The 21453-nt window shown below is 65.3% G+C and carries 18 protein-coding genes; 12 read left to right on the top strand and 6 right to left on the bottom strand.

Annotated elements, in window-relative coordinates; genetic code table 11:
- Window positions 1-126: 126 nt before the first annotated feature.
- Window positions 127-912: an SDR family NAD(P)-dependent oxidoreductase gene (locus tag BM118_RS19170; RefSeq protein WP_092187076.1), complete on the bottom strand. Its 786-nt coding sequence runs from the start codon at window positions 910-912 to the stop codon at window positions 127-129.
- Window positions 913-1172: 260 nt separating this feature from the next.
- On the opposite strand from BM118_RS19170, the gene BM118_RS19165 reads away from it, so the two are divergent.
- The 3 genes from BM118_RS19165 to BM118_RS19155 are packed head-to-tail and all read left to right on the top strand — an operon-like array spanning window position 1173 to window position 4268.
- Window positions 1173-2237, top strand: a complete 1065-nt coding sequence (locus BM118_RS19165) for an acyl-CoA dehydrogenase family protein (RefSeq protein WP_092187075.1) — start codon at window positions 1173-1175, stop codon at window positions 2235-2237.
- Between the two features lie 16 nt (window positions 2238-2253).
- Window positions 2254-3414 (top strand): acyl-CoA dehydrogenase family protein, encoded by a 1161-nt coding sequence (locus BM118_RS19160; protein ID WP_092187074.1) that lies wholly within the window; start codon window positions 2254-2256, stop codon window positions 3412-3414.
- A 41-nt stretch (window positions 3415-3455) separates the two neighbouring features.
- The gene (locus tag BM118_RS19155; RefSeq protein WP_092187073.1) at window positions 3456-4268 is read left to right on the top strand and encodes an enoyl-CoA hydratase/isomerase family protein; all 813 of its coding nucleotides are present in this window, start codon (window positions 3456-3458) and stop codon (window positions 4266-4268) included.
- 377 nt (window positions 4269-4645) lie between these two features.
- Here BM118_RS19155 and BM118_RS19150 read toward each other — a convergent pair whose 3' ends face one another.
- The 4 genes from BM118_RS19150 to BM118_RS19135 form a co-directional block, all read right to left on the bottom strand.
- A complete protein-coding gene (locus BM118_RS19150) occupies window positions 4646-6760 on the bottom strand; it encodes an acetate--CoA ligase family protein (RefSeq protein WP_092187072.1) in 2115 nt (704 codons plus the stop codon).
- A 188-nt stretch (window positions 6761-6948) separates the two neighbouring features.
- Window positions 6949-7698, bottom strand: coding sequence for a VOC family protein (locus BM118_RS19145; RefSeq protein ID WP_177234452.1), 750 nt, complete (start codon window positions 7696-7698; stop codon window positions 6949-6951).
- A 2-nt stretch (window positions 7699-7700) separates the two neighbouring features.
- Window positions 7701-8492, bottom strand: coding sequence for an enoyl-CoA hydratase (locus BM118_RS19140; RefSeq protein ID WP_092187070.1), 792 nt, complete (start codon window positions 8490-8492; stop codon window positions 7701-7703).
- A 155-nt stretch (window positions 8493-8647) separates the two neighbouring features.
- Window positions 8648-9853 carry an ABC transporter substrate-binding protein gene (locus tag BM118_RS19135; RefSeq protein ID WP_092187069.1) on the bottom strand — a complete coding sequence of 402 codons (1206 nt, stop codon included), beginning with the start codon at window positions 9851-9853 and terminating at the stop codon, window positions 8648-8650.
- 273 nt (window positions 9854-10126) lie between these two features.
- Here BM118_RS19135 and BM118_RS19130 point away from each other — a divergent pair, with 273 nt between their 5' ends.
- Entirely contained in the window at window positions 10127-10981 is an 855-nt protein-coding gene (locus BM118_RS19130) for a thermonuclease family protein (RefSeq protein ID WP_092187068.1), read from the top strand.
- 99 nt (window positions 10982-11080) lie between these two features.
- Window positions 11081-12508 carry a M48 family metalloprotease gene (locus tag BM118_RS19125; protein ID WP_143099495.1) on the top strand — a complete coding sequence of 476 codons (1428 nt, stop codon included), beginning with the start codon at window positions 11081-11083 and terminating at the stop codon, window positions 12506-12508.
- A gap of 242 nt (window positions 12509-12750) precedes the next feature.
- Here BM118_RS19125 and BM118_RS19120 read toward each other — a convergent pair whose 3' ends face one another.
- On the bottom strand, window positions 12751-14079 hold the full coding sequence (locus BM118_RS19120) for an MFS transporter (RefSeq protein WP_092187067.1): 1329 nt from the start codon (window positions 14077-14079) through the stop codon (window positions 12751-12753).
- 181 nt (window positions 14080-14260) lie between these two features.
- Here BM118_RS19120 and cyoA point away from each other — a divergent pair, with 181 nt between their 5' ends.
- The 7 genes from cyoA to BM118_RS19085 are packed head-to-tail and all read left to right on the top strand — an operon-like array spanning window position 14261 to window position 21209.
- Window positions 14261-15424, top strand: a complete 1164-nt coding sequence (gene cyoA / locus BM118_RS19115; protein ID WP_092187066.1) for a ubiquinol oxidase subunit II — start codon at window positions 14261-14263, stop codon at window positions 15422-15424.
- Between the two features lie 11 nt (window positions 15425-15435).
- Window positions 15436-17433: a cytochrome o ubiquinol oxidase subunit I gene (gene cyoB / locus BM118_RS19110; RefSeq protein WP_092187065.1), complete on the top strand. Its 1998-nt coding sequence runs from the start codon at window positions 15436-15438 to the stop codon at window positions 17431-17433.
- Window positions 17434-18063, top strand: a complete 630-nt coding sequence (gene cyoC / locus BM118_RS19105; protein WP_011082983.1) for a cytochrome o ubiquinol oxidase subunit III — start codon at window positions 17434-17436, stop codon at window positions 18061-18063.
- Complete coding sequence (cyoD, locus tag BM118_RS19100; protein WP_092187064.1) at window positions 18060-18440, top strand: cytochrome o ubiquinol oxidase subunit IV; 381 nt, start codon at window positions 18060-18062, stop codon at window positions 18438-18440. Before cyoC ends, cyoD begins: the two co-directional genes overlap by 4 nt.
- 13 nt (window positions 18441-18453) lie before the next feature.
- A complete protein-coding gene (locus tag BM118_RS19095; protein ID WP_092187063.1) occupies window positions 18454-19317 on the top strand; it encodes an SURF1 family protein in 864 nt (287 codons plus the stop codon).
- Window positions 19289-20686 carry an ATP-binding protein gene (locus BM118_RS19090; protein ID WP_177234451.1) on the top strand — a complete coding sequence of 466 codons (1398 nt, stop codon included), beginning with the start codon at window positions 19289-19291 and terminating at the stop codon, window positions 20684-20686. Before BM118_RS19095 ends, BM118_RS19090 begins: the two co-directional genes overlap by 29 nt.
- Complete coding sequence (locus BM118_RS19085; protein WP_092187061.1) at window positions 20676-21209, top strand: response regulator transcription factor; 534 nt, start codon at window positions 20676-20678, stop codon at window positions 21207-21209. Before BM118_RS19090 ends, BM118_RS19085 begins: the two co-directional genes overlap by 11 nt.
- Window positions 21210-21453: the final 244 nt, after the last annotated feature.

Raw genomic sequence — 21453 nt, 5'->3', positions numbered from 1 at the left:
CCGGGATCCATAACCACAGGGAGGAGTTTGGCGAAGACTCGGAGTTACCAGTCTCGCGCCAAACTCCTCCCTGTGGTTATGGGTCCCCGCTTTCGCGGGGACGACATTTGAGTGTGCTGCGCGATCTCACGTAATCAAATGCATCCCCGCATCCATGCGCACGACCTCGCCGGTCATGTTGCTGGAGGCCGGCATCGCGAGGAAGCAGACGAGCTGCGCGATGTCTTCCGCGCTCGAGGCGACCTTGAGCGGCACCTTCGCCACCACGCTGTCACGCACCTGCTTTGCGCCGGCCTCGCCGCGGCCCTTGGTGAACCAGGGCGTGTCGATATAGCCGGGGCATACCGTGTTGACGCGGATCAGCGGCGCCAGCGCGCGCGACAGCGACAGCGTCATGGTGTTGAGCGCGCCCTTGCTCGCGGCATAGGCGATCGACGAGCCGACGCCGCTGATGCCCGCCACCGACGACACGTTCACCACCGCCGACGCCCGCTCCGACGCCTTCGCGCCGGCTTCCAGCAGGCTGCGCGCGGCGCGCACCATCTGGAACGGGCCGATGGTGTTGACGCCGTAGAGGCGCTGGAAATCCTCCGCCGACAATCCGTCGAGATCGGCATGAGCGACGTGCTTGGTGGTGCCGGCATTGTTGACGAGCACGTCGAGCCGGCCCCAGCCGCTGGCTGCCGCAACGATCTTGCGGCAATCCTCATCCTTGGAAACGTCGCCCTGCGCGACCAGCACTTCCGCCGCGCCGGCCTTGCGGCAGAGCTCCGCCGTGGCCTCGGCTTCCTTCTGGCTCGACGAATAGTTGATGACGAGCCGCGCCCCGCTCCGTGCGAGAATTTCCGCGGTCGCTGCACCCAACCCGGATGCCGACCCCGTCACGATTGCGCACAAGCTGTCTTTGGCCATCCGGATTTCCTTCCCCTGTATCTGATGCAAGCCTTAAGTCGCTGGCCCTGTTAAGCGAGTTTGCCGCACCCTGCAAATCGAGCAAACTCCGCTAAGCGGAATTAGTCCAGACCGGTTCTTGCCCCCATGCCTGCGCCGCAGATGGGCTTGCGATCAACGCTTGTCAGGGCCATGGCTTTTTCAGATCATCCGGCGCAAGAAGAGACCGCGCGCCGGCTTGACCTGGCGGGACGCGCCAATGGCAAAACACGGGGAACGCTGTGGCGGAGAGTGACAATATCGTCGTCGAGACCGCGGAAAAAATCTTCGCCGATCTCGCCGATCCGCAAACCATCAACAACGACAAGAAGGATTCCTGGCAGGCGCCGCTGTGGCAGGCGCTGAGCGAGGCCGGGCTGCCGCTGTCCTGGGTGCCCGATGATCTCGGCGGCTCCGGCGCGAGCCTTGCCGACGGCTTTGCGCTGCTCAACGCCGCCGGCCGCTTCGCGGTCGCGGTCCCCCTCGCCGAGACCATGTTGGCGGGCTGGCTGCTGGCGCAGGCCAGGATCGCCTCGCCCGAAGGCGAGATGACGGTCGTCCCGGCGTCGCCGAAGGATCGCATCACGCGCGATGCCGACGGCGCGCTCTCCGGCCGGGCTCGCGGCGTGCCATTTGCCAAGGCCGCGAAGCATTTTGCCGTGCTGGCGCATGGCAAGGACGGCGCCGTGATCGCGCTGGTCGACGCGAGCAAGGGCCGGATCGAATCCGGGCTCAATGTCGGCTACGACCACAGCGACACCGTCACGCTCGACAAGGTCCAGCCAATCACGACCAAGCCGGCGCCGAAGGGCTTTGACCAGACCACCCTGATGCTGATGGGCGGCGTCGCGCGCAGCCTTCAGATCGCGGGTGCGCTGGAAGCGATGCTCGACATCTCCGTGCGCTACTCCAACGAGCGCGTCGCCTTCGAGAAGAAAATCTCGAAATTCCAGGCGGTGCAGCACAGTCTAGCGCGCCTTGCCGGCGAATCCGCCGCAGCGCTCGCGGCCGCAACGTCCGCGGCCGACGCCATTGCAAACGCAAAGTCGTTCAACGACGAGGTCTACCTGGAGGCCGCCTCGGCAAAGATCCGCTGCGCGGAAGCCGCCGAAAAAGGCGGTGCCATCGCGCATCAGGTCCATGGCGCGATCGGCTTCACCATGGAGCACATCCTGCACCGCTATTCACTGCGCGCGCTGGCCTGGCGCGACGATTTCGGTTCGGAAAGCCACTGGGCCGTAGAGCTCGGCAAGCTGGTGGCCAGGCGCGGCGCCGACGAATTGTGGCCGCTCGTAGCTTCGCGTTGATCGGGAGACGAAACACATGACCGCTGCCCTCCGTTTCGATCCGATCCGCCTGCCCGAGAAATGCGAGCAATTGCGCAAGGAAGTCCGTGCCTTCCTCGCCGAGGAAATCGCCGCCGGCACCTTCGATCCGCACAAGCCCAACCGCGAAGACACCGACGCGCCGGAATTTTCCCGCCGGGTCGGCGCCAAGGGCTGGCTGGGCATGACCTGGCCGAAGAAATACGGCGGCCAGGAGCGCTCCTTCCTCGAACGCTACGTGGTGACCGAGGAGATGCGCGTGGCCAATGCGCCGACGCGGCGCTTCTTCGTCGCCGACCGCCAGAGCGGGCCGGTGCTGCTGAAATACGCGCCCGAACACATCAAGATGGAGATCCTGCCGCGGATCTGCCGCGGCGAGATCTGCTTTGCGATCGGCATGAGCGAGCCGAACTCCGGCTCGGACCTGTTCGCGGCGAAGACGCGCGCGACCAAGACCGACGGCGGATATCTCGTCAACGGCACCAAGATCTGGACCTCGTCGGCGCATATCGCCGACTACATGATCGCGATCTTCCGGACCTCGCCGCCGACCAAGGAAAACCGCCGCCACGGCCTGACCCAGTTTCTGGTCAAGATGAAGCAGCCGGGCATCCAGGTGAACCCGATCGGCCAGATCACCGGCCAGTACGAGTTCAACGAGGTCGTCTTCACCGACTTCTTCGTCCCCGACGATCACGTGCTCGGCGAGGTCGATGGTGCCTGGAAACAGGCCACGAGCGAGCTCGCCTATGAACGTTCGGGCCCCGAGCGCTTCCTGGAAACCTACTACGTGCTGACCGAGCTGGTCCGCGCGGTCGGTCCCAATCCGGACACGCGCAGCGCCGAAGGCATCGGCCGGCTGGTGGCGCAGCTCCACACCATGCGGCGCATGTCGGTCTCCGTCGCCGGCATGCTGCAAGCCGGCAAGGAGCCGGTGGTGGAAGCGTCCATCGTCAAGGACATCGGCACGGTCTGGGAGCAGCAGCTTCCGCATCGCGTGCGCGACCTCGCAGCCTTCGTCGAGGAGACCGCGACCAACCGCGAGACGCTGGAGCGGCAGCTCGACTTCGCCATCAAGACCGCACCGAAACTCACCATCCAGGGCGGCACCACCGAGGTGCTCCGCGGCATCATCGCCCGCGGGCTTGGCTTGCGCTAGTCGCGCGGACCTGGCTTGCACTAATTCAATCGAGGACCATCATGAGCACGTATACAGATATCGGCGTCGAGAAGGTCGGGCATGTCGGCACCATCGAGATCCGCCGCCCTCCGCTCAACTTCTTCGACATCTCGCTGATCAACCAGATCGCGGATGCGCTCGACGAGTTCGACCGCGACATCGAGATCCGCGCCTCGGTGCTCTCGGCGCAGGGCAAGGCGTTCTGCGCCGGCGCCAATTTTGGCGACCCGGCGCGACAGGCCCAGGAAGCGCGCGCGGCCGAGAAGAAGGGCGATCCGGCCGACAATCTTGGCCCGATCAGCCATCTCTACATCCAGGCCGTGCGCATCTTCCGCGCCAAGAAGCCGATCGTCGCCGCCGTGCAGGGCGCGGCCATCGGCGGCGGCCTGGGTCTCGCGGTGTCCGCGGATTTCCGCGTCACCTGCCCCGAAGCACGCTTCTCCGCGAACTTTACAAAACTCGGCTTCCATCCCGGCTTCGGTCTGACCGTGACGCTGCCGGAGCTGATCGGCAAGAACAACGCCGAGCTGATGTTCTACACCAGCCGCCGCGTCACTGGCGAAGAAGCGGTCAAATGGGGCCTCGCCAACGAGCTGGTGCCGCAGGACCAGGTGAAGTCGGCCGCGATGAAGCTCGCCGGCGAGATCGCCGAGTGCTCGCCGCTCGGCCTGCTCTCGACCCGCGCGACCATGCGCGCCAGCCTCGCCGACCGCGTCATGGCCGCGACCAACCACGAGCTCGCCGAGCAGACCCGCCTGCGCGCGACGGAAGATTTCAAGGAAGGCGTCAAGGCGACGGAAGAACGGCGCGCGGCGAATTTTAAGGGGCGGTGATTGTTGTTACGCCCCGCTGCGGCTTCGCTCTCCGCCGTCGTCCTGGCGAAAGCCAGGACCCATTACCCCAGGGAGACGTTGTGGCGCGAAGCTGGTAACCACGAGTCTTCGCCAAACCACTCCCCGGGGTAATGGGTCCTGGATCAGCGCTCGCTATTGGACAACGCTACGCGTTGCCAAACGCTCGCTTGTCCAGGACGACGAGAGAGAAATTGATGCCGCCGCCTCATACTCTCCTGTCGTCTCGGCGAAGGCCGGGACCGATTACCCCAGGGAGAGGTTATGGCGCGAAGCTGGTAACCACGAGTCTTCGCCAAACTGCTGCCTGTGGTTATGGGTCCCGGCCTTCGCCGGGACGACAGTTGTGTTTGTGGCTGCTATTTCCTTCCCGCCACCAGCGCATCCACGATCGTCACGCCCTGCCCTTCGGCGTGCACCAGCACCGGGTTGAGCTCGATCTCCGCAATCTGCTTCGCGTGCCGCGCGGCGAGCACGGAGATGTCGGCGATCAATTGCGATAGCGCCGCAACGTCCGCCTTCGCTGCTCCGCGAAAACCGTTCAAGAGCGGCGCCGCCTTCAATCCGGCCAGCATCGCGCTCGCTTCTTCCGCGCCGACTGGCGCCGGGCGATAGGCGACGTCACGGAACAGTTCCGTGGTAATCCCACCGAGACCCACCATCACCATCGGACCAAAGGTCTCGTCCGTCATCGTTCCCACGATGATCTCGACGCCCTGCCTTGCCATCGGGCCGACCAGAACGCCCTGGATCACGGCCTCCGGCCGGTGCTTGCGCGCGTTGCCCAGCAGCGCCTCGAACGCCAGAAACACCTCGCCCTTCGTGGCGATGTTGACGCGCACGCCGCCGACCTCGCTCTTGTGCGCGATATCGGGCGACTGGATCTTCATCACCAGCGGGAAGCCGACGCAGGCGACCGCTTCATCGAGCCCGGCCTTGTCCTTCACCAGCACTTCGTCCGGCAACGGGATGCCGGCGGCGCGCAGCAACGCCTTGCTGTCGGCCTCTGACAGAACCGGCGAGGTCAGATGTGCGGAGAGGTCGCGTGACGGCAGCCGCACCTCGTCCGCAGGCTTCGGCAGCTCGAAACGGGCGTAGTCGACGAGCTGCCGCATCGCGACGCCGACATGAGTCAGGCCCGAGAGCACGACGACGCCGGATTTGGCAAGCTCGCGCCGCGCGAAGTCGGATGGCACCGTGTAGGAATAGAACACCACCGGCTTGTGCTGCGCCGCCAGCACCGGCGTCAGCTCGGCCTCGTTGAACGGCTTGCGCACCTCGCCCGACAGCGACAGCACGACCAGGATCGCGTCGACCTCGTCGGATGCCGTGAGCAGATCGACGCTCTTCTGGAGACCGCCCGACGTGACGCCCTGCGCGGTGACGTCGATCGGATTGCGCGCGGTGCCATAGGACGGCATCAGCATCTTGATCTCCGCCTGGATCCGCCCGGACAATTCCGGCACCTGCAAGCCCCGTAGCGCCACCGCATCAGCGCCCCAGATGCCGGCGCCGCCGGAGACGGTGACGACGGCGACGCGATCGCCCTTCGGCAACGGGTTGCTCGCCAGCACCGCGGCAATCGTCAGCGCTTCGTCGAGATCGTTGGAGACGATGAAGCCGTATCTCGCGAACACCGCGTCATAGGCTGCCGACCAGCCGGCCATGCTCGCGGTATGCGAGGCCGCGGCGCGTTGGCCTGCGCCGGAGCGGCCGACTTTCGTCACGATGACGGGCTTCTTCATTTCAGCCGCCCGCCGCGCCGCCGCGAGAAACTTGTCGACGTCGCGGATGCCTTCGATGAACAGCAGGATCACGTCGGTCGCGGCGTCCTGCACCAGGTAGTCGAGGAATTCGCCGGCGCCGAGATCGGATTCGTTGCCGGCGCTGACGACGTAGCTCACGGCGACACCGAGCGCCCGGGCGCGGTGATAATAGGCAAAACCAATGCCGCCGCTCTGCGCGACGATGCCGATCCGCCGCTTCGTGGCCGCGAGCGGCACGACTCCCGGCTTGACGTCCACGGCCGGACTGAACGTCGCCGCCACGCGCTGCACCTGGCTGAAGAAGCCCTCGGCATTCGGGCCTGAGATCCGCATGCCGGTGCGCTTGGCCAGTGCCGCGATCGCATCCTGCATCGCCGCACTGTCGCCGCCCTCCTCCGCGAACCCGGACGAGATGATGACCGCATTCTTGACGCCAGCGGCGGCGCATTGCTCGAGCGCAGGCAGCACGGCGCGGGCGGGAATGATGATGACGGCGAGATCGATTGCTGCGCCAATCTCCGCGATCGATTTGTAGCAGGCGAGCCCGTCGATCTCCGCGTAGTTCGGGTTCACCGGATAGATCTTTCCGGGATATTCGTTCTTGCGCAGCATCGACAGGAGCCGCCCCGGGATCTTCTCGTGATCGCGGGAGGCGCCGATCAGCGCGATGCTGGCGGGCGAAAAGAAGCTATCGAGCGGATGCGGCATGTTGGGTGTTTCCTCGTTTTTAGTAGAGCCGCAGCACTCTCTCGAACCGTCATCCTGAGGTGCGAGCCGCTCGGTGTGCAGCACCGTGCGGGGAACCTCGAAGGATGAGCGGCCCCGCCCGTGGCCGTCGCCCTTCGAGGCTCGCCGAAGAGGCGAGCACCTCAGGGTGACGGATCACGACCAAGCAATCAACTGACCCGGAACGTGACCCCGCCCAGCAGGAACTCGTTGCCCGCCACCGCATGGCCCTTCGTCCTCGCCGCATGCAGCACAGCGGCTACATCGGCGACCCGAAACTCCAGCGCGCTCATGATCTCGCTCGCGCCCTTGACGAACCGGAAGCTGGCATTGGGCAGCTTCAGTTCGGCGTCGCCACTCGGCGCAACGCCGATGATCCTCCCCCAATGCTCCGCCAGCCCTCGCGGATCCGGGCTCTGCATCTCCACGCCGGTCAGCGCCTGCGTCACATCCTTGCGGATGAATTTCTGCCAGTCCGGTCCCGCCGGCGGATAAGGGCCGAGAATGTCGTCGCTGCCTTCGGTGTGGTTGAACTCGATGAAGGCCGCGCGGCAGTCGCGCGGATGGAGTTGCACGCCGTGATAGGGCGCATGGTCGATCACGTTCGCCGTGCGCACGCCAAGCGCGTTGGCGTTGCGACCGCGCTCGTCCGGATCGTCGCAGCAGAAGATCGCCATATAGCCGCCGCGGCCGCCGGTCTTCTCGATGAAGCGGCCGGCGGTGGTGCCGTCCTTGAACGGCGCCACCACTTCCAGCAGGATCGTGTCGACCGGGAGCAGCGCGTTCTCCAGGCCGTATTTCGCGACATTGCCGTCGCGATAACAGACGGCGAGGCCCATGATCTCCGCGATGTCGGAGATCACGGGCGCTAGCTGCGGCGCGACCAGGCAGATCTGCCGCAAGCGGATATACGAAGACATCGTCATTCGCCCCTGAAGGCGGGCTTGCGCTTCTCGACGAAGGCCTTCGCGGCCTCCTTGTGATCGGCGGTGTCGCCGCAGCGGGTGTGATGGATCGCCTCGCCGTCGAAGCAATCCTCCAGCGCCAGGTGCTCGGCATTGTTGATGTTGCGCTTGATGAAGCCGAGTGCGATCGAGGGGCCCTGTGCCAGCGACAGCGCGAGCTCGTGGGCAGCAGTGTCGATCTCGGCGTCGGGCACGACCTTGGTCACCATGCCGATCGCGTGCGCTTCCTTTGCCGTCAGCACCGGCGACATCAGATAGAGCTCGCGCGCCCGCGCGCTGCCCAGCAGCTGGGTCAGGAAATAGGTGCCGCCGTAATCGCCGGAGAAGCCGACCTTGGCGAAGGCGGTCGTGATCTTGCAGGATTCGCTGGCGATGCGCAGATCGCAGGACAGCGCCATCGAGAGGCCGGCGCCGGCCGCGGCGCCGTCGAGCTGCGCCACCACGGGTTTCGGCATCTGGTGCAGGATGCGCGAGACCTCCATGCCGCGGCGCAAATTCGCGAGCTTCTGCTCGAACGGCAGCGGCGCGCGGCCCTCCGCCATCGACTTGACGTCGCCGCCGACGCAGAACGAGCCACCGGCGCCCTTGAACAGCACCGCGCGCACCTCCGGATCGTCGGCCGCGCGCCGCGCCGCCTCGACCAGCCCGCGCACCATGTCGGGGTTGAGCGCGTTCTTCCGTTCGGGGCGATTCATCGTGATGGTGAGCAGCCCGCCTTCGAGCTTTTGCAGGACCATGTCGTTGCTCATGGGACGTCTCCCTCTTGTTGTTTGTTTCGTCATTCCGGGGGCGCGACGATCGTCGAACCGTCGTTCCGGGGCTCGCGAAGCGAGAACCCGGAACCTCGAGATCCCGGGTTCTCGCTTCGCGAGCCCCGGGATGACGGCGTGACTTCGTCACGCCGTCACTTCTTCACCAGCGGGCAGCGCGACTGCTCCAGCGACTGGAACGCTTCGCTGCCGGGCACGGTGGCGAGCAACTTGTAGTCGTCCCAGCGGCCCTTGGACTCCGACGGCTTCTTCACCTCGAACAGGTACATGTCGTGGATCATGCGGCCGTCCTCGCGGATCTTGCCACCCTTGGCGAAGAAATCGTTGATCGGCGTCTCCTTCATCACCTTGATGACCGCAGCCGCATCCGTCGTGCCCGCCGCCTTCACGGCCTTCAGGTAATGCGTCACGGACGAATAGACGCCGGCCTGCGCCGAGGTCGGCGGCCGCTTCATGCGCTCGGTGAAGCGCTTCGAGAATGCACGGGTGTCGTCGTTGAGGTCCCAGTAGAAGGCTTCCGCCAGCAGCAGGCCCTGCGCCGTCTCCAGTCCGATCGAATCGATATCGGTCACGAAGGCGAGCAGCGGCGAGACCTTCTGGCCGCCCTTGGTGATGCCGAACTCGGCCGCCTGCTTGATGGCATTGACGGTGTCGCCGCCGGCGTTGGCAAGGCCAATCACCTTGGCCTTGGAAGCCTGGGCCTGAAGCAGGAAGGACGAGAAATCCGACGTGTTGAGCGGATGGCGCACGCCGCCGAGCACCTTGCCGCCGGTCTTGGTGACGACGGCGCTGGTGTCCTTCTCCAGATCCTGGCCGAAGGCATAGTCGGCGGTGAGGAAGAACCAGGTGTCGAGGCCCGATTTCACCGCCGCAAGGCCGGTCACGTTGGCCTGGCCGTAGGTGTCGAACACGTAGTGCACGGTGTAGGGACCGCAGGCCTCGTTGGTGAGACGGATCGAGCCCGGGCCGTTGAACATGATGATCTTGTTGCGCGCCTTCGCGATCTCGCCCGCCGCAAGCGCTGTCGCGGAGGCCGCGACGTCGTAGATCATCTCGACGCCCTGGTTGTCGAGCATGTCGCGGGCGATGTTGGCGGACAGATCCGCCTTGTTGAGATGGTCGGCCGCCAGCACCTGGATCTTGCGTCCCAGCACCTCGCCGCCGAAGTCTTCGACGGCCATCTTGGCCGCAGTCTCGCTGCCGGGACCGGTGATGTCGGCATAGAGGCTCGACATGTCGAGAATGCCGCCGATCTTCAGTGGCGGCTTGTCCTCGGCCTGCACGGCGCTCGCACTCAGGGCCAACGCAGCGGCAAAAATGCCCGGCAAAATTCTCTTCATCGAAAAAGACCTCCCTTATCGCGCCGTGCTCTGATGGCGGCTTGGTTATTGCTCTTGGCTGTCGCTATTGCCTATCGCTATTGCCGCAATCATGCCGCATGCGCGAGAGGGCAGCAAGCGCGAGGGGCGTGCAGGTCGCGCGATCGTCACGCGTTTTCCGCAAAGCGGAATGGTGGGATGACGCAAGATGTTTCCACATCGTCATTGCGAGCACAGCGAAGCAATCCAGAATCTTTCCGCGGAGGGACTCTGGATTGCTTCGCTGCGCTCGCAATGACGGAGTGTGAGGAAGCCTCTTCGCGACCCGCTACGCATGGGTTAAAGCTGGAGCGTAACGCAACCTCTTCGGGCAACGTGACGCGACCACTCATCCGCATCGCCGCAGCGCTACTCTTCCTCGCGTCTTGTGATGCGTTCGCGGCGCCGTGCCAATTCGAGTCGCAGGGCGATGGCCGCGTCGCCGCGATCGTCGATGCCCGCAGCGTGCGTCTCGATGACGGCCGCGAGATCCGCCTCTCCGGAATCGAACCGACCGCGACGACGAAGCAGGCGCTGGCCTCGCTGCTCGTCGGCCGCGACGTGACGCTGCGGAGCGCTGACGACACGCCCGACCGCTATGGGCGCCAGGGCGGGCTGGTCTTCATCGGCGAAAGCGACACCCCGGTGCAGGCGATGCTGCTGGCCCAGGGCGAGGCCATCGTCTCCGCCGAGATCGCCGACAAGGACTGTGCGGCTGCCCTGATGTCGTCGGAGGCCGAGGCGCGGCGCCAAAAAAAGGGCAACTGGGCTGACCTGTCGGCCATAAAAAACGCGGAAAGTCCGGACGATATTTTGGCCGGGATCGGGCGCTTTATGGTGGTCGAGGGCAAAGTCCTGTCGGTCCGGCAAGCTGGGGCAATGACCTACCTCAACTTCGGACGGAACTGGACACGTGGCTTTGCCGTGACTATTTCAAGGCGCGCGGTACCGGCGTTCGAAAACGCCGGGGTTGCCCTTAAGTCCCTGGAAAATCGACGTATTCGAGTCCGGGGCTGGGTTGAGGGGAATACGGGGCCGCGTATCGATGTGCTCCGGGTGGGACAGGTCGAGTTGCTGAGTGCAAACGAGCCGACAGGGGTAAGGCCTTAAACGGGCCGGGCACGGGTTAACGACGTGAATGGGGTGCTAGAACAGCACAAAACGAGTGAAGGCCGCCGCCTTCGGGCTGCGCCGGCCGTGCTATGCCTCATGCTGGGCACGGTGCTCGCCGGCTGCGGCGATATGGGCCGGTTCCAGACCGCGGCAGCCCCGCCGGCAGTCGCGATGCCCAAGCCGAAGCCCGCGGTCGCCCAGACCCCCGCCACCGAAAAGGAGCACGAGCGCATCCTGGCGAGCTACGGCGGCACCTATGACGACCCCAGGCTCGAATCGCTGGTCACCAAGACCGTCGACCGGCTCGTCGCCGCCTCCGACCGCCCCGACCAGGGCTACCGGGTCACCATTCTCAATTCCGGCGCGGTGAACGCCTTCGCGCTGCCGAACGGCCAGCTCTATGTCACGCGCGGTCTTCTTGCGCTTGCCAGCGATACCTCGGAATTGTCCTCCGTGCTCAGCCACGAGATGGCGCATGTGCTGTCCAAGCACGCCGCGATGCGCGAGGACCAGGCGCGCCAGGCCGCGATCGTCACCCGTGTCGTCACCGACATGAGCAACGACCCCGATCTCACCGCGCTCGCGCTGGCCAAGACCAAGCTCACCATGGCGAGCTTTTCGCGCAACCAGGAGTTCGAGGCGGACGGCATCGGCGTCGGCATCTCCGCCAAGGCACATTTCGACCCTTATGGCGCCGCACGGTTTCTTTCGGCGATGGAGCGCAACGCCGAGCTGAAGGCCGGCAAGACCTCCTCGCTCGATCCGCGCGCGCAGGACTTCACCTCGTCGCATCCGGCAACCCCGGAGCGCGTGCAGAACGCACAAACCATCGCGCGGCAGTACGTCGCTCCGGAAGGCGGCGAGCGCGACCGCGAGAGCTATCTCGCTGCGATCGACAACCTCGTCTATGGCGAAGACCCGAGCGAAGGTTTTGTCCGCGGCCGCCGTTTCCTGCATCCGAAGCTCGGCTTCACCTTCCAGGCGCCGGACAATTTCACGCTCGACAACACCGCGCAGGCGGTGATCGGCGTGCGTGACGGCGGCTCGCAGGCGATGCGCTTCGACGTGGTGAGGGTGCCGGCCGAGCAGTCGCTCGGCGATTACCTCAATTCAGGCTGGATGGAAGGCGTCGAGAAGGCGTCCACGGAAGACATCACCATCAACGGCTTCCCGGCCGCGTCCGCCACCGCCAAGGGCGACCAGTGGCAGTTCAAGGTCTATGCGCTGCGCTTCGGCAGCGACGTCTACCGCTTCATCTTCGCCGCACGGCAGAAGTCGACCGAGAGCGAGCGCAACGCGCGCGAGACCGTCAACTCGTTCCGCCGCCTGACCCTCGACGAGATCCAGGCCGCGCGCCCGCTGCGCATCAAGGTCATCACCGTGCAGCCCGGCGACACCGTGGAATCGCTCTCCCACCGCATGGCCGGCGTCGATCACCCCGCCGAGCGCTTCCGCGTGCTCAACGGCCTCGATCGCAACGCGCAGGTGAAGGTGAGGGATCGCGTGAAGGTCGTGGCGGATTGACGCTGCGCTGAGCGCGCGTCGTCCCCCGGGCGCGCTTGGCGCGAACCGGGGATTTCGCTCGGCAAATTCCGCCGTCGTCCCGGGCAAGCGCGCACAAAGCGCGCCGATCCGGGACATAGCCACAGGATGAAATTTGGCGAAGACTCGGAGTTGCCCGCTCGCACCATAACCCCTCCCTGGGGTTATGGGTCCCGGCCTTCGCCGGGACGACATCTGCTTATGCCGCGCCAGATCGAGCCCGACTAACCGCCCGCGTCCATATCGCCTGCCTCGCGCTGGCCGCTGAGCCAGAGCGCGAGCAGCGTCCAGAACGCACCGGAGAGCAGATACGCACCCGAGGCGATGACGCCGAGATTGGTCGCGAGCAACAGAGCGACGAGCGGGGCGAAGCCGGCGCCGAACAGCCAGGCCATGTCCGAGGTCAGCGCCGAGGCCGTGTAGCGATACGCCTGCCTGAAGTTCGAGGCGATCGCGCCCGAGGACTGACCGAAGGACAGGCCGAGCAGGATGAAGCCGATCACCATGTAGATGGTCTCACCGAACGCGCCGGCATCGAGCAGCTGCGGGGCGAAGCCGCTGTAGATCGCGATCGCGATCGCCGATCCCATCAGAAGCGACTTGCGGCCGACCCGGTCGGCGATGACGCCGGAGGCCACGATCGCGGCGACGCCGAACACGGCGGCGACGATCTCGATGATCAGGAAGCGCACCGGGCTTTCGCGGGTGAACAGGAACACCCAGGACAGCGGAAACACCGTGACCATGTGGAACAGCGCGAAGCTCGCGAGCGGTGCGAACGCGCCGAGCATGATGTTCTGGCCTTCGCGCGCGACCGTTTCGGAGATGCGCGCGGGCTGCAATTCGCGGGTCTCGAACAGCGAGGCATATTCCTCCGTCGTCACCATGCGCAGGCGGGCGAACAGCGCCACGACGTTGATGGCGAAGGCGACGAAGAACGGGTAGCGCCAGCCCCAGTCGAAGAAATCATCGGCCGAGAGGTTGCCGGCGAAATAGGCGAACAGCGCGCTCGCCACGATCAGCCCGAGCGGAGCCCCGAGCTGCGGCACCATCGCGTACCAGCCGCGCTTGGAGGGCGGCGCGTTCAGCGCCAGCAGCGAAGCCATGCCGTCCCAGGCGCCGCCCCAGGCCAGACCCTGCGCGATGCGCGCCAGCGCCAGCAGCCAGATCGCCGCAACGCCGATGTCGTGATAGCCGGGCAGGAACGCGAGCGCCACGGTGGCGGTGCCGAGCAGGAACAGCGCCGAGACCAGCTTGGCCGTCTTGCCGTACTCCCGGTCGACCGTCATGAAAATGACGGTGCCGATCGGCCGGGCCATGAAGGCCAGCGCGAAGATCATGAAGGAATAGAGGGTGCCGGTCAGTTCGCTCGCAAACGGGAACACCAGGCGCGGGAACACGATCACCGAGGCGATCGCGAAGACGAAGAAGTCGAAGAATTCCGAGGTGCGGCCGATGATGACGCCGATGGCGATCTCGCCGGGACTGGCCTGGTCGTGGCCGTGCTCGCCCGAGTGGAGGTCTGCCATTGCAGGGGTCTGTGCCGTCGCCATTCGTGCGCCCTTAACGTCCTGAAAACCAAAGCCGACTGCCCGGCGGGGCGCCAGGCAATCCGGGCTTGTCTGACCCAACATTCCGCACTGCAACATTGGACAAATTGTCCAATGTCCGGATTGCTGCGCCGCAGCTACCCGTTGGTCCCGCAAAGGAAACTCATTCTCAAAGGCTCGGCCCGTGTCCCGTCTCAAGATCCTGGCGCTGCTACCCCTGGCAGTTGCGCTCAGTGGCTGCAACTACGTCGTGCTGGCGCCAGCCGGCGACATCGCTGCCCAGCAGCGCGACCTCGTCATCATCTCCACCGTCCTGATGCTCCTGATCGTCGTCCCCGTGATGGCGCTGACGGTGCTGTTCGCCTGGCGCTACCGCCAGTCCAACACCTCGGCCCGCTACGAGCCGGATTGGGATCACTCGACCAAGCTCGAGCTGGTGATCTGGTCGGCGCCGCTGCTGATCATCATCTGCCTGGGCGCGCTGACCTGGATGGGCACGCATCTGCTCGACCCCTATCGCACGCTCGGCCGCATCCACGCCGACCGCGCCGTGGACCAGTCCAAGGCCCCGCTCGAGGTCGACGTCGTCGCGCTCGACTGGAAGTGGCTCTTCATCTATCCGGACTACGGCATCGCCACCGTCAACGATCTGGCAGCGCCGGTCGATCGTCCGATCAACTTCCGCATCACCGCCTCCTCGGTGATGAACTCGTTCTACATCCCCGCGCTCGCCGGCCAGATCTACGCGATGCCGGGCATGGAGACCAAGCTCCACGCCGTCGTGAACCACACCGGCACCTACAAGGGCTTCTCGGCGAACTACAGCGGTGCCGGCTTCTCCGGCATGCACTTCAATTTCCAGGGCCTCGACGACAAGGGCTTTGACGCCTGGATCGCCAGCGCCAAGTACGCCGGCGGCTCGCTCGGCCGCGCCGAATATCTCCAGCTCGAAAAGCCGAGCCAGAACGAGCCGGTGCGGCGCTGGGGCAGCATCGATTCCGATCTCTATCGCCTGATCCTCAACATGTGCGTCGAGACCGGCAAGATGTGCCAGAGCGAGATGATGGCGATCGACGCCCATGGCGGTCGCGGCCATGAGGGCCTGAACAACACCCTGCCGCTCGCCTACGACAAGTACGCCCGCCGCGGCACCGCGCTCGGGCCCGAGCCGACCTTCGTCGCCGGCACCTGCACGCCGGATGCGCCGCAAGGCGCCGCGACCACCGCGTCGATCAAGGCTCCGACCGACACCGCGCCGCTGCTCGGCGCCGGCCTGAAGCGGCCGATTTTCACGCCGCTCAAGTCCTCGTCCTTCTTCCTCGGACAGCGTCCGAAGTCAGACTCCTAAAGAGAGCTCGCATGTCTCCTGATCTTCTCAAGCTCATCTTCGGCCGGCTCGGCCTCGAGTCACTGCCATTGCACGAGCCGATCGTCGTCGGCACCTTCGCGGTGGTCGCGCTCGGCGGCGCCACGCTGCTCGGCGGCCTCACCTATTTCCGTCTGTGGGGCTACCTCTGGCGCGAATGGTTCACCACGGTGGACCACAAGCGCATCGGCATCATGTACATGATCCTCGGCATCGTGATGCTGCTGCGCGGCTTCGCGGATGCGCTGATGATGCGCGGTCAGCAGATGCTCGCGTTCGGCGGCTCCGAAGGCTATCTCAACGCCCATCACTACGACCAGGTCTTCACCGCCCACGGCGTGATCATGATCTTCTTCGTGGCGATGCCGCTGGTCACGGGCCTGATGAACTACGTCGTGCCGCTCCAGATCGGCGCGCGCGACGTGTCGTTCCCGTTCCTGAACAATTTCAGCTTCTGGATGACGGTCGGCGGCGCGGTGCTGGTGATGGCCTCGCTGTTCATCGGCGAATTCGCCCGCACCGGCTGGCTCGCCTATCCGCCGCTGTCGAACATCGGCTACAGCCCCGATGTCGGCGTCGATTATTACATCTGGGCGCTTCAGGTCGCCGGCGTCGGCACGACCTTATCCGGCATCAACCTGATCTGTACCATCGTCAAGCTGCGCTGCCCCGGTATGACCATGATGAAGATGCCGGTGTTCACCTGGACGTCGCTCTGCACCAACATCCTGATCGTCGCCTCCTTCCCCGTCCTGACCGTGGTGCTCGCGCTGCTCTCGCTCGATCGCTACGTCGGCACCAACTTCTTCACGAACGATTTCGGCGGCAGCCCGATGATGTACGTGAACCTGATCTGGATCTGGGGCCATCCCGAGGTCTACATCCTGGTTCTCCCCGCCTTCGGCATCTTCTCGGAAGTCACCTCGACCTTCTCCGGCAAGCGGCTGTTCGGCTACACCTCGATGGTCTACGCCACGGTCGTCATCACCATCCTGTCGTACCTGGTGTGGCTGCACCACTTCTTCACGATGGGCTCGGGCGCCAGCGTCAACTCGTTCTTCGGCATCACCACGATGATCATCTCGATCCCCACGGGCGCGAAGATGTTCAACTGGCTGTTCACGATGTATCGCGGCCGCATCCGCTACGAGCTGCCGATGATGTGGACGATCGCCTTCATGCTGACCTTCGTGCTCGGCGGCATGACCGGCGTTCTGCTCGCAGTGCCGCCGGCCGACTTCGTCCTGCACAACAGCCTGTTCCTGATCGCGCACTTCCACAACGTGATCATCGGCGGCGTGGTGTTCGGCGCCTTTGCCGGCATCAACTACTGGTTCCCGAAGGCGTTCGGCTTCAAGCTCGATGTCTTCTGGGGCAAGCTGTCGTTCTGGTTCTGGGTCGTCGGCTTCTACCTCGCCTTCATGCCGCTCTATGTGCTCGGCCTGATGGGCGTGACCCGCCGTCTGCGCGTGTTCGACGATCCCAGCCTCCAGATCTGGTTCGTCATCGCCGCGATCGGCGCCGGCCTCGTCTTCCTCGGCATTCTCAGCATGCTGATGCAGTTCGCGGTCAGCTTCCTCAAGCGCGAGCAGCTCAAGGACGTCACCGGCGATCCCTGGGATGCGCGCACGCTGGAATGGGCGACCTCCTCGCCCCCGCCGGACTACAACTTCGCCTTCACCCCCGTCGTTCACGACAATGACGCGTGGTGGGACATGAAGAAGCGCGGCTACCAGCGTCCGCTCACCGGGTTCAGGCCGATCCACATGCCCAGCAGCACCGGCACCGGCATCATTCTCGCCGGCTTCGCCACCGCGATGGGATTCGGCCTGATCTGGTACATCTGGTGGCTGGCGGCTGCGAGCTTCATCGCGATGCTCGTCGTCGGGATCGGTCACACCTTCAACTATCACCGCGACTTCGACATTCCGGCTGACGACGTCATCCGGGCCGAGGACGCGCGCACCAAACTGCTCGCCGGAGTCAAGTAAATGACTGTCGCCGTCAATCCCTCGCAAACCGGCGAGCCGGTCTTCTATCTCGCCGACGAACATCCGCATCCGGAAGGCTACAGCACCTCGCTGGGCTTCTGGATCTACCTGATGAGCGACTGTCTCATCTTCGCGATGCTGTTCGCCGCCTTCGGCGTGCTCGGCGCCAACTACGCCGCCGGGCCCGCGCCGAAGGACCTGTTCGACCTCGACCTGGTCGCGGTGAACACCTCGATGCTGCTGCTGTCGTCGATCACCTACGGCTTCGCGATGCTGACGATGCAGCAGAACAAGATCGCCCAGACGCAGATGTGGCTGGCGATCACCGGCCTGTTCGGCGCCGCCTTCATCGGCATCGAGCTGACCGAGTTCGCCCACATGATCCATGAAGGCGCAACGCCCCAGCGCAGCGCCTTCCTGTCCGCCTTCTTCACCCTGGTCGGCACCCACGGCCTGCACGTCAGCTGCGGCCTGATCTGGCTGGTGACCCTGATGGTGCAGGTCTGGAAGTTCGGCCTGATCGAGGCCAACCGCCGCCGCCTGATGTGCCTGTCGATGTTCTGGCACTTCCTCGACGTGGTCTGGATCGGCGTCTTCACCTTCGTCTATCTCCTGGGAGTTCTGCGATGAACACCGATACTCACGCCGCCCACGCGGGCGATCATCACCACGGCGATGGTCACGCCCACGGCACGTTCTCGACCTATCTCCTCGGCTTCGTGCTCTCGGTCGTGCTTACCGCGATCCCGTTCTGGCTGGTGATGAGCGGCGCGCTGCCGAGCAAGCAGATCACCGCGCTGGTCATCATGGCCTTCGCGGTCGTGCAGATCGTCGTGCACATGATCTACTTCCTGCACATGAACACGAAGTCCGAGAACGGCTGGAGCATGATGGCGCTGATCTTCACCATCGTCATGGTGGTGATCGCGCTGTCCGGTTCGCTGTGGGTGATGAATCACCTCAACAGCAACATGATGCCGATCCACCAGATGAGCGGAATGAAGTGAACGAGGCTCTGGCGTGAGCAAGACCGGGACCGTGATAGGCAAGGCAGACGGGGCGCGCGGCAAGGCTGCGCGGTCCCCGTCCCTGTGGCTCACGGTCCTCTCGCTCACGGCCATTGCAGTTCTGATCGCGCTCGGCGTCTGGCAGATCGAACGCCGCGCCTGGAAGCTGGCGTTGATCGACCGCGTCGAGCAGCGCGTCCATGCCCCGGCCCAGCCGATCCCCTCGCCCGCGGCGTGGCCTGCGGTCTCCACCGCAAGCGACGAATACAGGCACGTCACCGTCAGCGGCCGCTTCCTGCATGACCGCGAGACGGTGGTCCAGGCCGTTACCGAGGAAGGCCCCGGCTACTGGGTGCTGACGCCGCTCAAACGCGACGACGGCACGCAGGTCCTGATCAACCGCGGCTTCGTGCCGTCCGAGCGGCGCGACGCATCGACACGCCGGGATGGCAATCCGGACGGCGAGGTCGTGATCACCGGCCTGCTGCGCATGACGGAGCCGAAAGGCGGCTTCCTCAGGAACAACGTTCCCCAGCACAACCGCTGGTACTCGCGAGATGTCGCCGCGATCGCGGCGGCACGCGGCCTCCATGATGTCGCACCCTTTTTCGTCGATGCCGATGCCGGATCACAAACCGCCCAAGGCCCCATCGAAGGCCCCATCGGCGGATTGACCGTGATCCGCTTTCCCAATAACCACCTGATCTACGCGCTGACGTGGTTTGCCCTGGCTTTCATGCTGGCCGGTAAACTTTTCGTCACATTCGGCGGCGGGCTGTTCCGCCGCGGGCGCTTCGTCCACGAACCGGCCGGCGGCTCCGATGCTGCCGCCCGCAGGACGGGATCAGATGCTGGAACGATCGTCGAACAGGCCTGACGACGGAAGAACGCCTCCCCAGGCGTTTGGCGCGCTTGCCGTCACGCTGCAATCGCAGGCGGACGCGCGCAGCGAGCTGGTCGGCGCTACGCCGACCGACGACGAGACCAACCGCAAGAACATGGCGCTGCTGATCCAGCTGCGCTGGACCGCAGTGGTCGGCCAGATCGTGACCATCGGCGGCGTGCATTTCTGGCTCGGCATTCCCCTGCCGCTGGAGCGGATGGGCGCGGTGATCGGCGCGCTGGTGCTGCTCAACGTCTCGAGCCTGGTCTGGGTGCGCCATCGCGCCGCGATCTCCAGCAACGAGCTGCTGGTCGCCTTGATGCTCGACGTCGCGGCACTGACCGCGCAGCTCTATCTCAGCGGCGGTGCCACCAATCCCTTCACCTCGCTATTCCTGCTCCAGGTGACGCTGGGCGCCGTGCTGCTCGATGCGCGCTCGACCTGGTCGCTGGTGGCGCTGACCTGCGCCAGCTTCGTCTGGCTGACGCTGGCGTACCGGCCGCTCGACCTGCCGCCGAACCCGATCAGCGAGACCTACAGCCTCACCGTAACAGGCATGCTCCTGGGCTTCGTGCTCAATGCCGTGCTGCTGGTCGTGTTCGTCACCCGCATCAACAGGAACCTGCGCGAGCGCGACGCGCATCTGGCGGCGCTGCGCCAGCATGCGGCCGAGCAGGACCACATCGTCCGCATGGGCCTCCTGGCATCCGGTGCGGCGCACGAGCTCGGCACCCCGCTGGCCTCGCTCTCGGTGATCCTCAGCGACTGGCGCCGCATGCCGGATCTCGCGGCCGATCAGGAGCTCGCCGAGGATCTCGCGGAGATGGAGACCTCGCTGCAACGCTGCAAGTCGATCGTCACGGGCATTCTGGTGTCGGCGGGGGAAGCGCGCGGCGAAGGGTCCTCGCCGACGACGGTGACGGCCTTCGTCACCGCGCTGGTCGATGAGTGGCGCAACGCCCGTTCGGCGCGCACGCTCTATTTCGTCAACACGTTCGGCGAGGACGTCGCCATCGCGTCCGACGTGGCGCTGAAGCAGGTGATCTTCAACGTGCTCGACAATGCCTATGAGGTCTCGCGCGACTGGGTCGAGCTTCTGGCCGAGCGCGAGGGCGACAATCTCGTGTTGTCGATCAGCGACCGCGGCCCGGGCTTTGCGCCGGAGATGCTGGCGCAGCTCGGCAAGCCCTATCACTCGAGCAAGGGCCGCGCCGGCGGCGGGCTCGGCCTGTTCCTGGTGGTCAACGTGGTGCGCAAGCTAGGGGGCAGCGTGACCGCCGAGAACCACCGGAAGCGCGGCGCCACCGTCCGCCTCACCCTGCCGCTCGCAACGCTCGCGATCGGAGGCAGCTTTGACGCCTGACCGTTCGCTCATCGTCGTCGAGGACGACGAAGGCTTTGCGCGCACGCTGAAGCGCTCGTTCGAGCGCCGCGGCTACGATGTCGTGCTGGCGGCCTCGATCGAGGAGGTTCGCAAGGTGCTGGAGGAGCGATCCTTCGGCCATGCCGTGGTCGACCTCAAGCTCGGCGGCGCCTCGGGGCTCGCCTGCGTCGAGCTGCTGCACACCCACGATGAGGAGATGCTGATCGTGGTGCTGACCGGCTTTGCCAGCATCTCGACCGCCGTCGAGGCGATCAAGCTGGGCGCCTGCCACTATCTGGCCAAGCCGTCGAACACCGACGACATCGAGGCCGCCTTCAACAAGGCCGAAGGCAATGCCGAAGTCGCGCTCGATGCGCGGCCGACCTCGATCAAGACGCTGGAATGGGAACGCATCCACCAGACCCTGATCGAGACGGATTTCAACATCTCGGAAGCGGCAAGAAGGCTGGGCATGCACCGGCGCACGCTGGCGCGGAAGCTCGAGAAACGCCCGGTGAAATAAACCTAGGCTCTCTCCCTCGTCGTCCCGGCGAAGGCCGGGACCCATAACCACAGGGAGTAGTTTGACGAAGACCCGTGGTTACCAGCCCGCGCGACAACTGCGCCTTGAGGGTATGGGTCCCGGCCCCCCGTGCGCAATTGCGCACTAGGTGTGGTCTTTCAGGAGGTTGTCCATCTGGTCTGAACCGAGGAAGCTGAGGTTGCGAAGCTTCAGTGTTCCAAGGAGAGACCAGATGAACGTCCAC

This window comes from Bradyrhizobium sp. cf659, from assembly GCF_900113725.1.
In the GTDB taxonomy this organism is placed as follows: domain Bacteria; phylum Pseudomonadota; class Alphaproteobacteria; order Rhizobiales; family Xanthobacteraceae; genus Bradyrhizobium.
The sequence above is the reverse complement of the archived record's forward strand: the minus strand, read 5'-3'. Positions and strand labels throughout refer to the sequence as shown.

What these genes read in the sequence shown, in the direction of transcription:
- BM118_RS19120 (WP_092187067.1), bottom strand. Translation starts at nt 14,079, where the DNA reads ATGGCGACGGCACAGACCCCTGCAATGGCAGACCTCCACTCGGGCGAG.
- BM118_RS19170 (WP_092187076.1), bottom strand. Translation starts at nt 912, where the DNA reads ATGGCCAAAGACAGCTTGTGCGCAATCGTGACGGGGTCGGCATCCGGG.
- BM118_RS19130 (WP_092187068.1), top strand. Translation starts at nt 10,127, where the DNA reads ATGACGGAGTGTGAGGAAGCCTCTTCGCGACCCGCTACGCATGGGTTA.
- BM118_RS19155 (WP_092187073.1), top strand. Translation starts at nt 3,456, where the DNA reads ATGAGCACGTATACAGATATCGGCGTCGAGAAGGTCGGGCATGTCGGC.
- BM118_RS19135 (WP_092187069.1), bottom strand. Translation starts at nt 9,853, where the DNA reads ATGAAGAGAATTTTGCCGGGCATTTTTGCCGCTGCGTTGGCCCTGAGT.
- cyoD (WP_092187064.1), top strand. Translation starts at nt 18,060, where the DNA reads ATGAACACCGATACTCACGCCGCCCACGCGGGCGATCATCACCACGGC.
- BM118_RS19125 (WP_143099495.1), top strand. Translation starts at nt 11,081, where the DNA reads ATGCTGGGCACGGTGCTCGCCGGCTGCGGCGATATGGGCCGGTTCCAG.
- cyoB (WP_092187065.1), top strand. Translation starts at nt 15,436, where the DNA reads ATGTCTCCTGATCTTCTCAAGCTCATCTTCGGCCGGCTCGGCCTCGAG.
- BM118_RS19160 (WP_092187074.1), top strand. Translation starts at nt 2,254, where the DNA reads ATGACCGCTGCCCTCCGTTTCGATCCGATCCGCCTGCCCGAGAAATGC.
- BM118_RS19145 (WP_177234452.1), bottom strand. Translation starts at nt 7,698, where the DNA reads ATGTCTTCGTATATCCGCTTGCGGCAGATCTGCCTGGTCGCGCCGCAG.
- BM118_RS19090 (WP_177234451.1), top strand. Translation starts at nt 19,289, where the DNA reads ATGCTGGAACGATCGTCGAACAGGCCTGACGACGGAAGAACGCCTCCC.
- BM118_RS19140 (WP_092187070.1), bottom strand. Translation starts at nt 8,492, where the DNA reads ATGAGCAACGACATGGTCCTGCAAAAGCTCGAAGGCGGGCTGCTCACC.
- BM118_RS19150 (WP_092187072.1), bottom strand. Translation starts at nt 6,760, where the DNA reads ATGCCGCATCCGCTCGATAGCTTCTTTTCGCCCGCCAGCATCGCGCTG.
- cyoC (WP_011082983.1), top strand. Translation starts at nt 17,434, where the DNA reads ATGACTGTCGCCGTCAATCCCTCGCAAACCGGCGAGCCGGTCTTCTAT.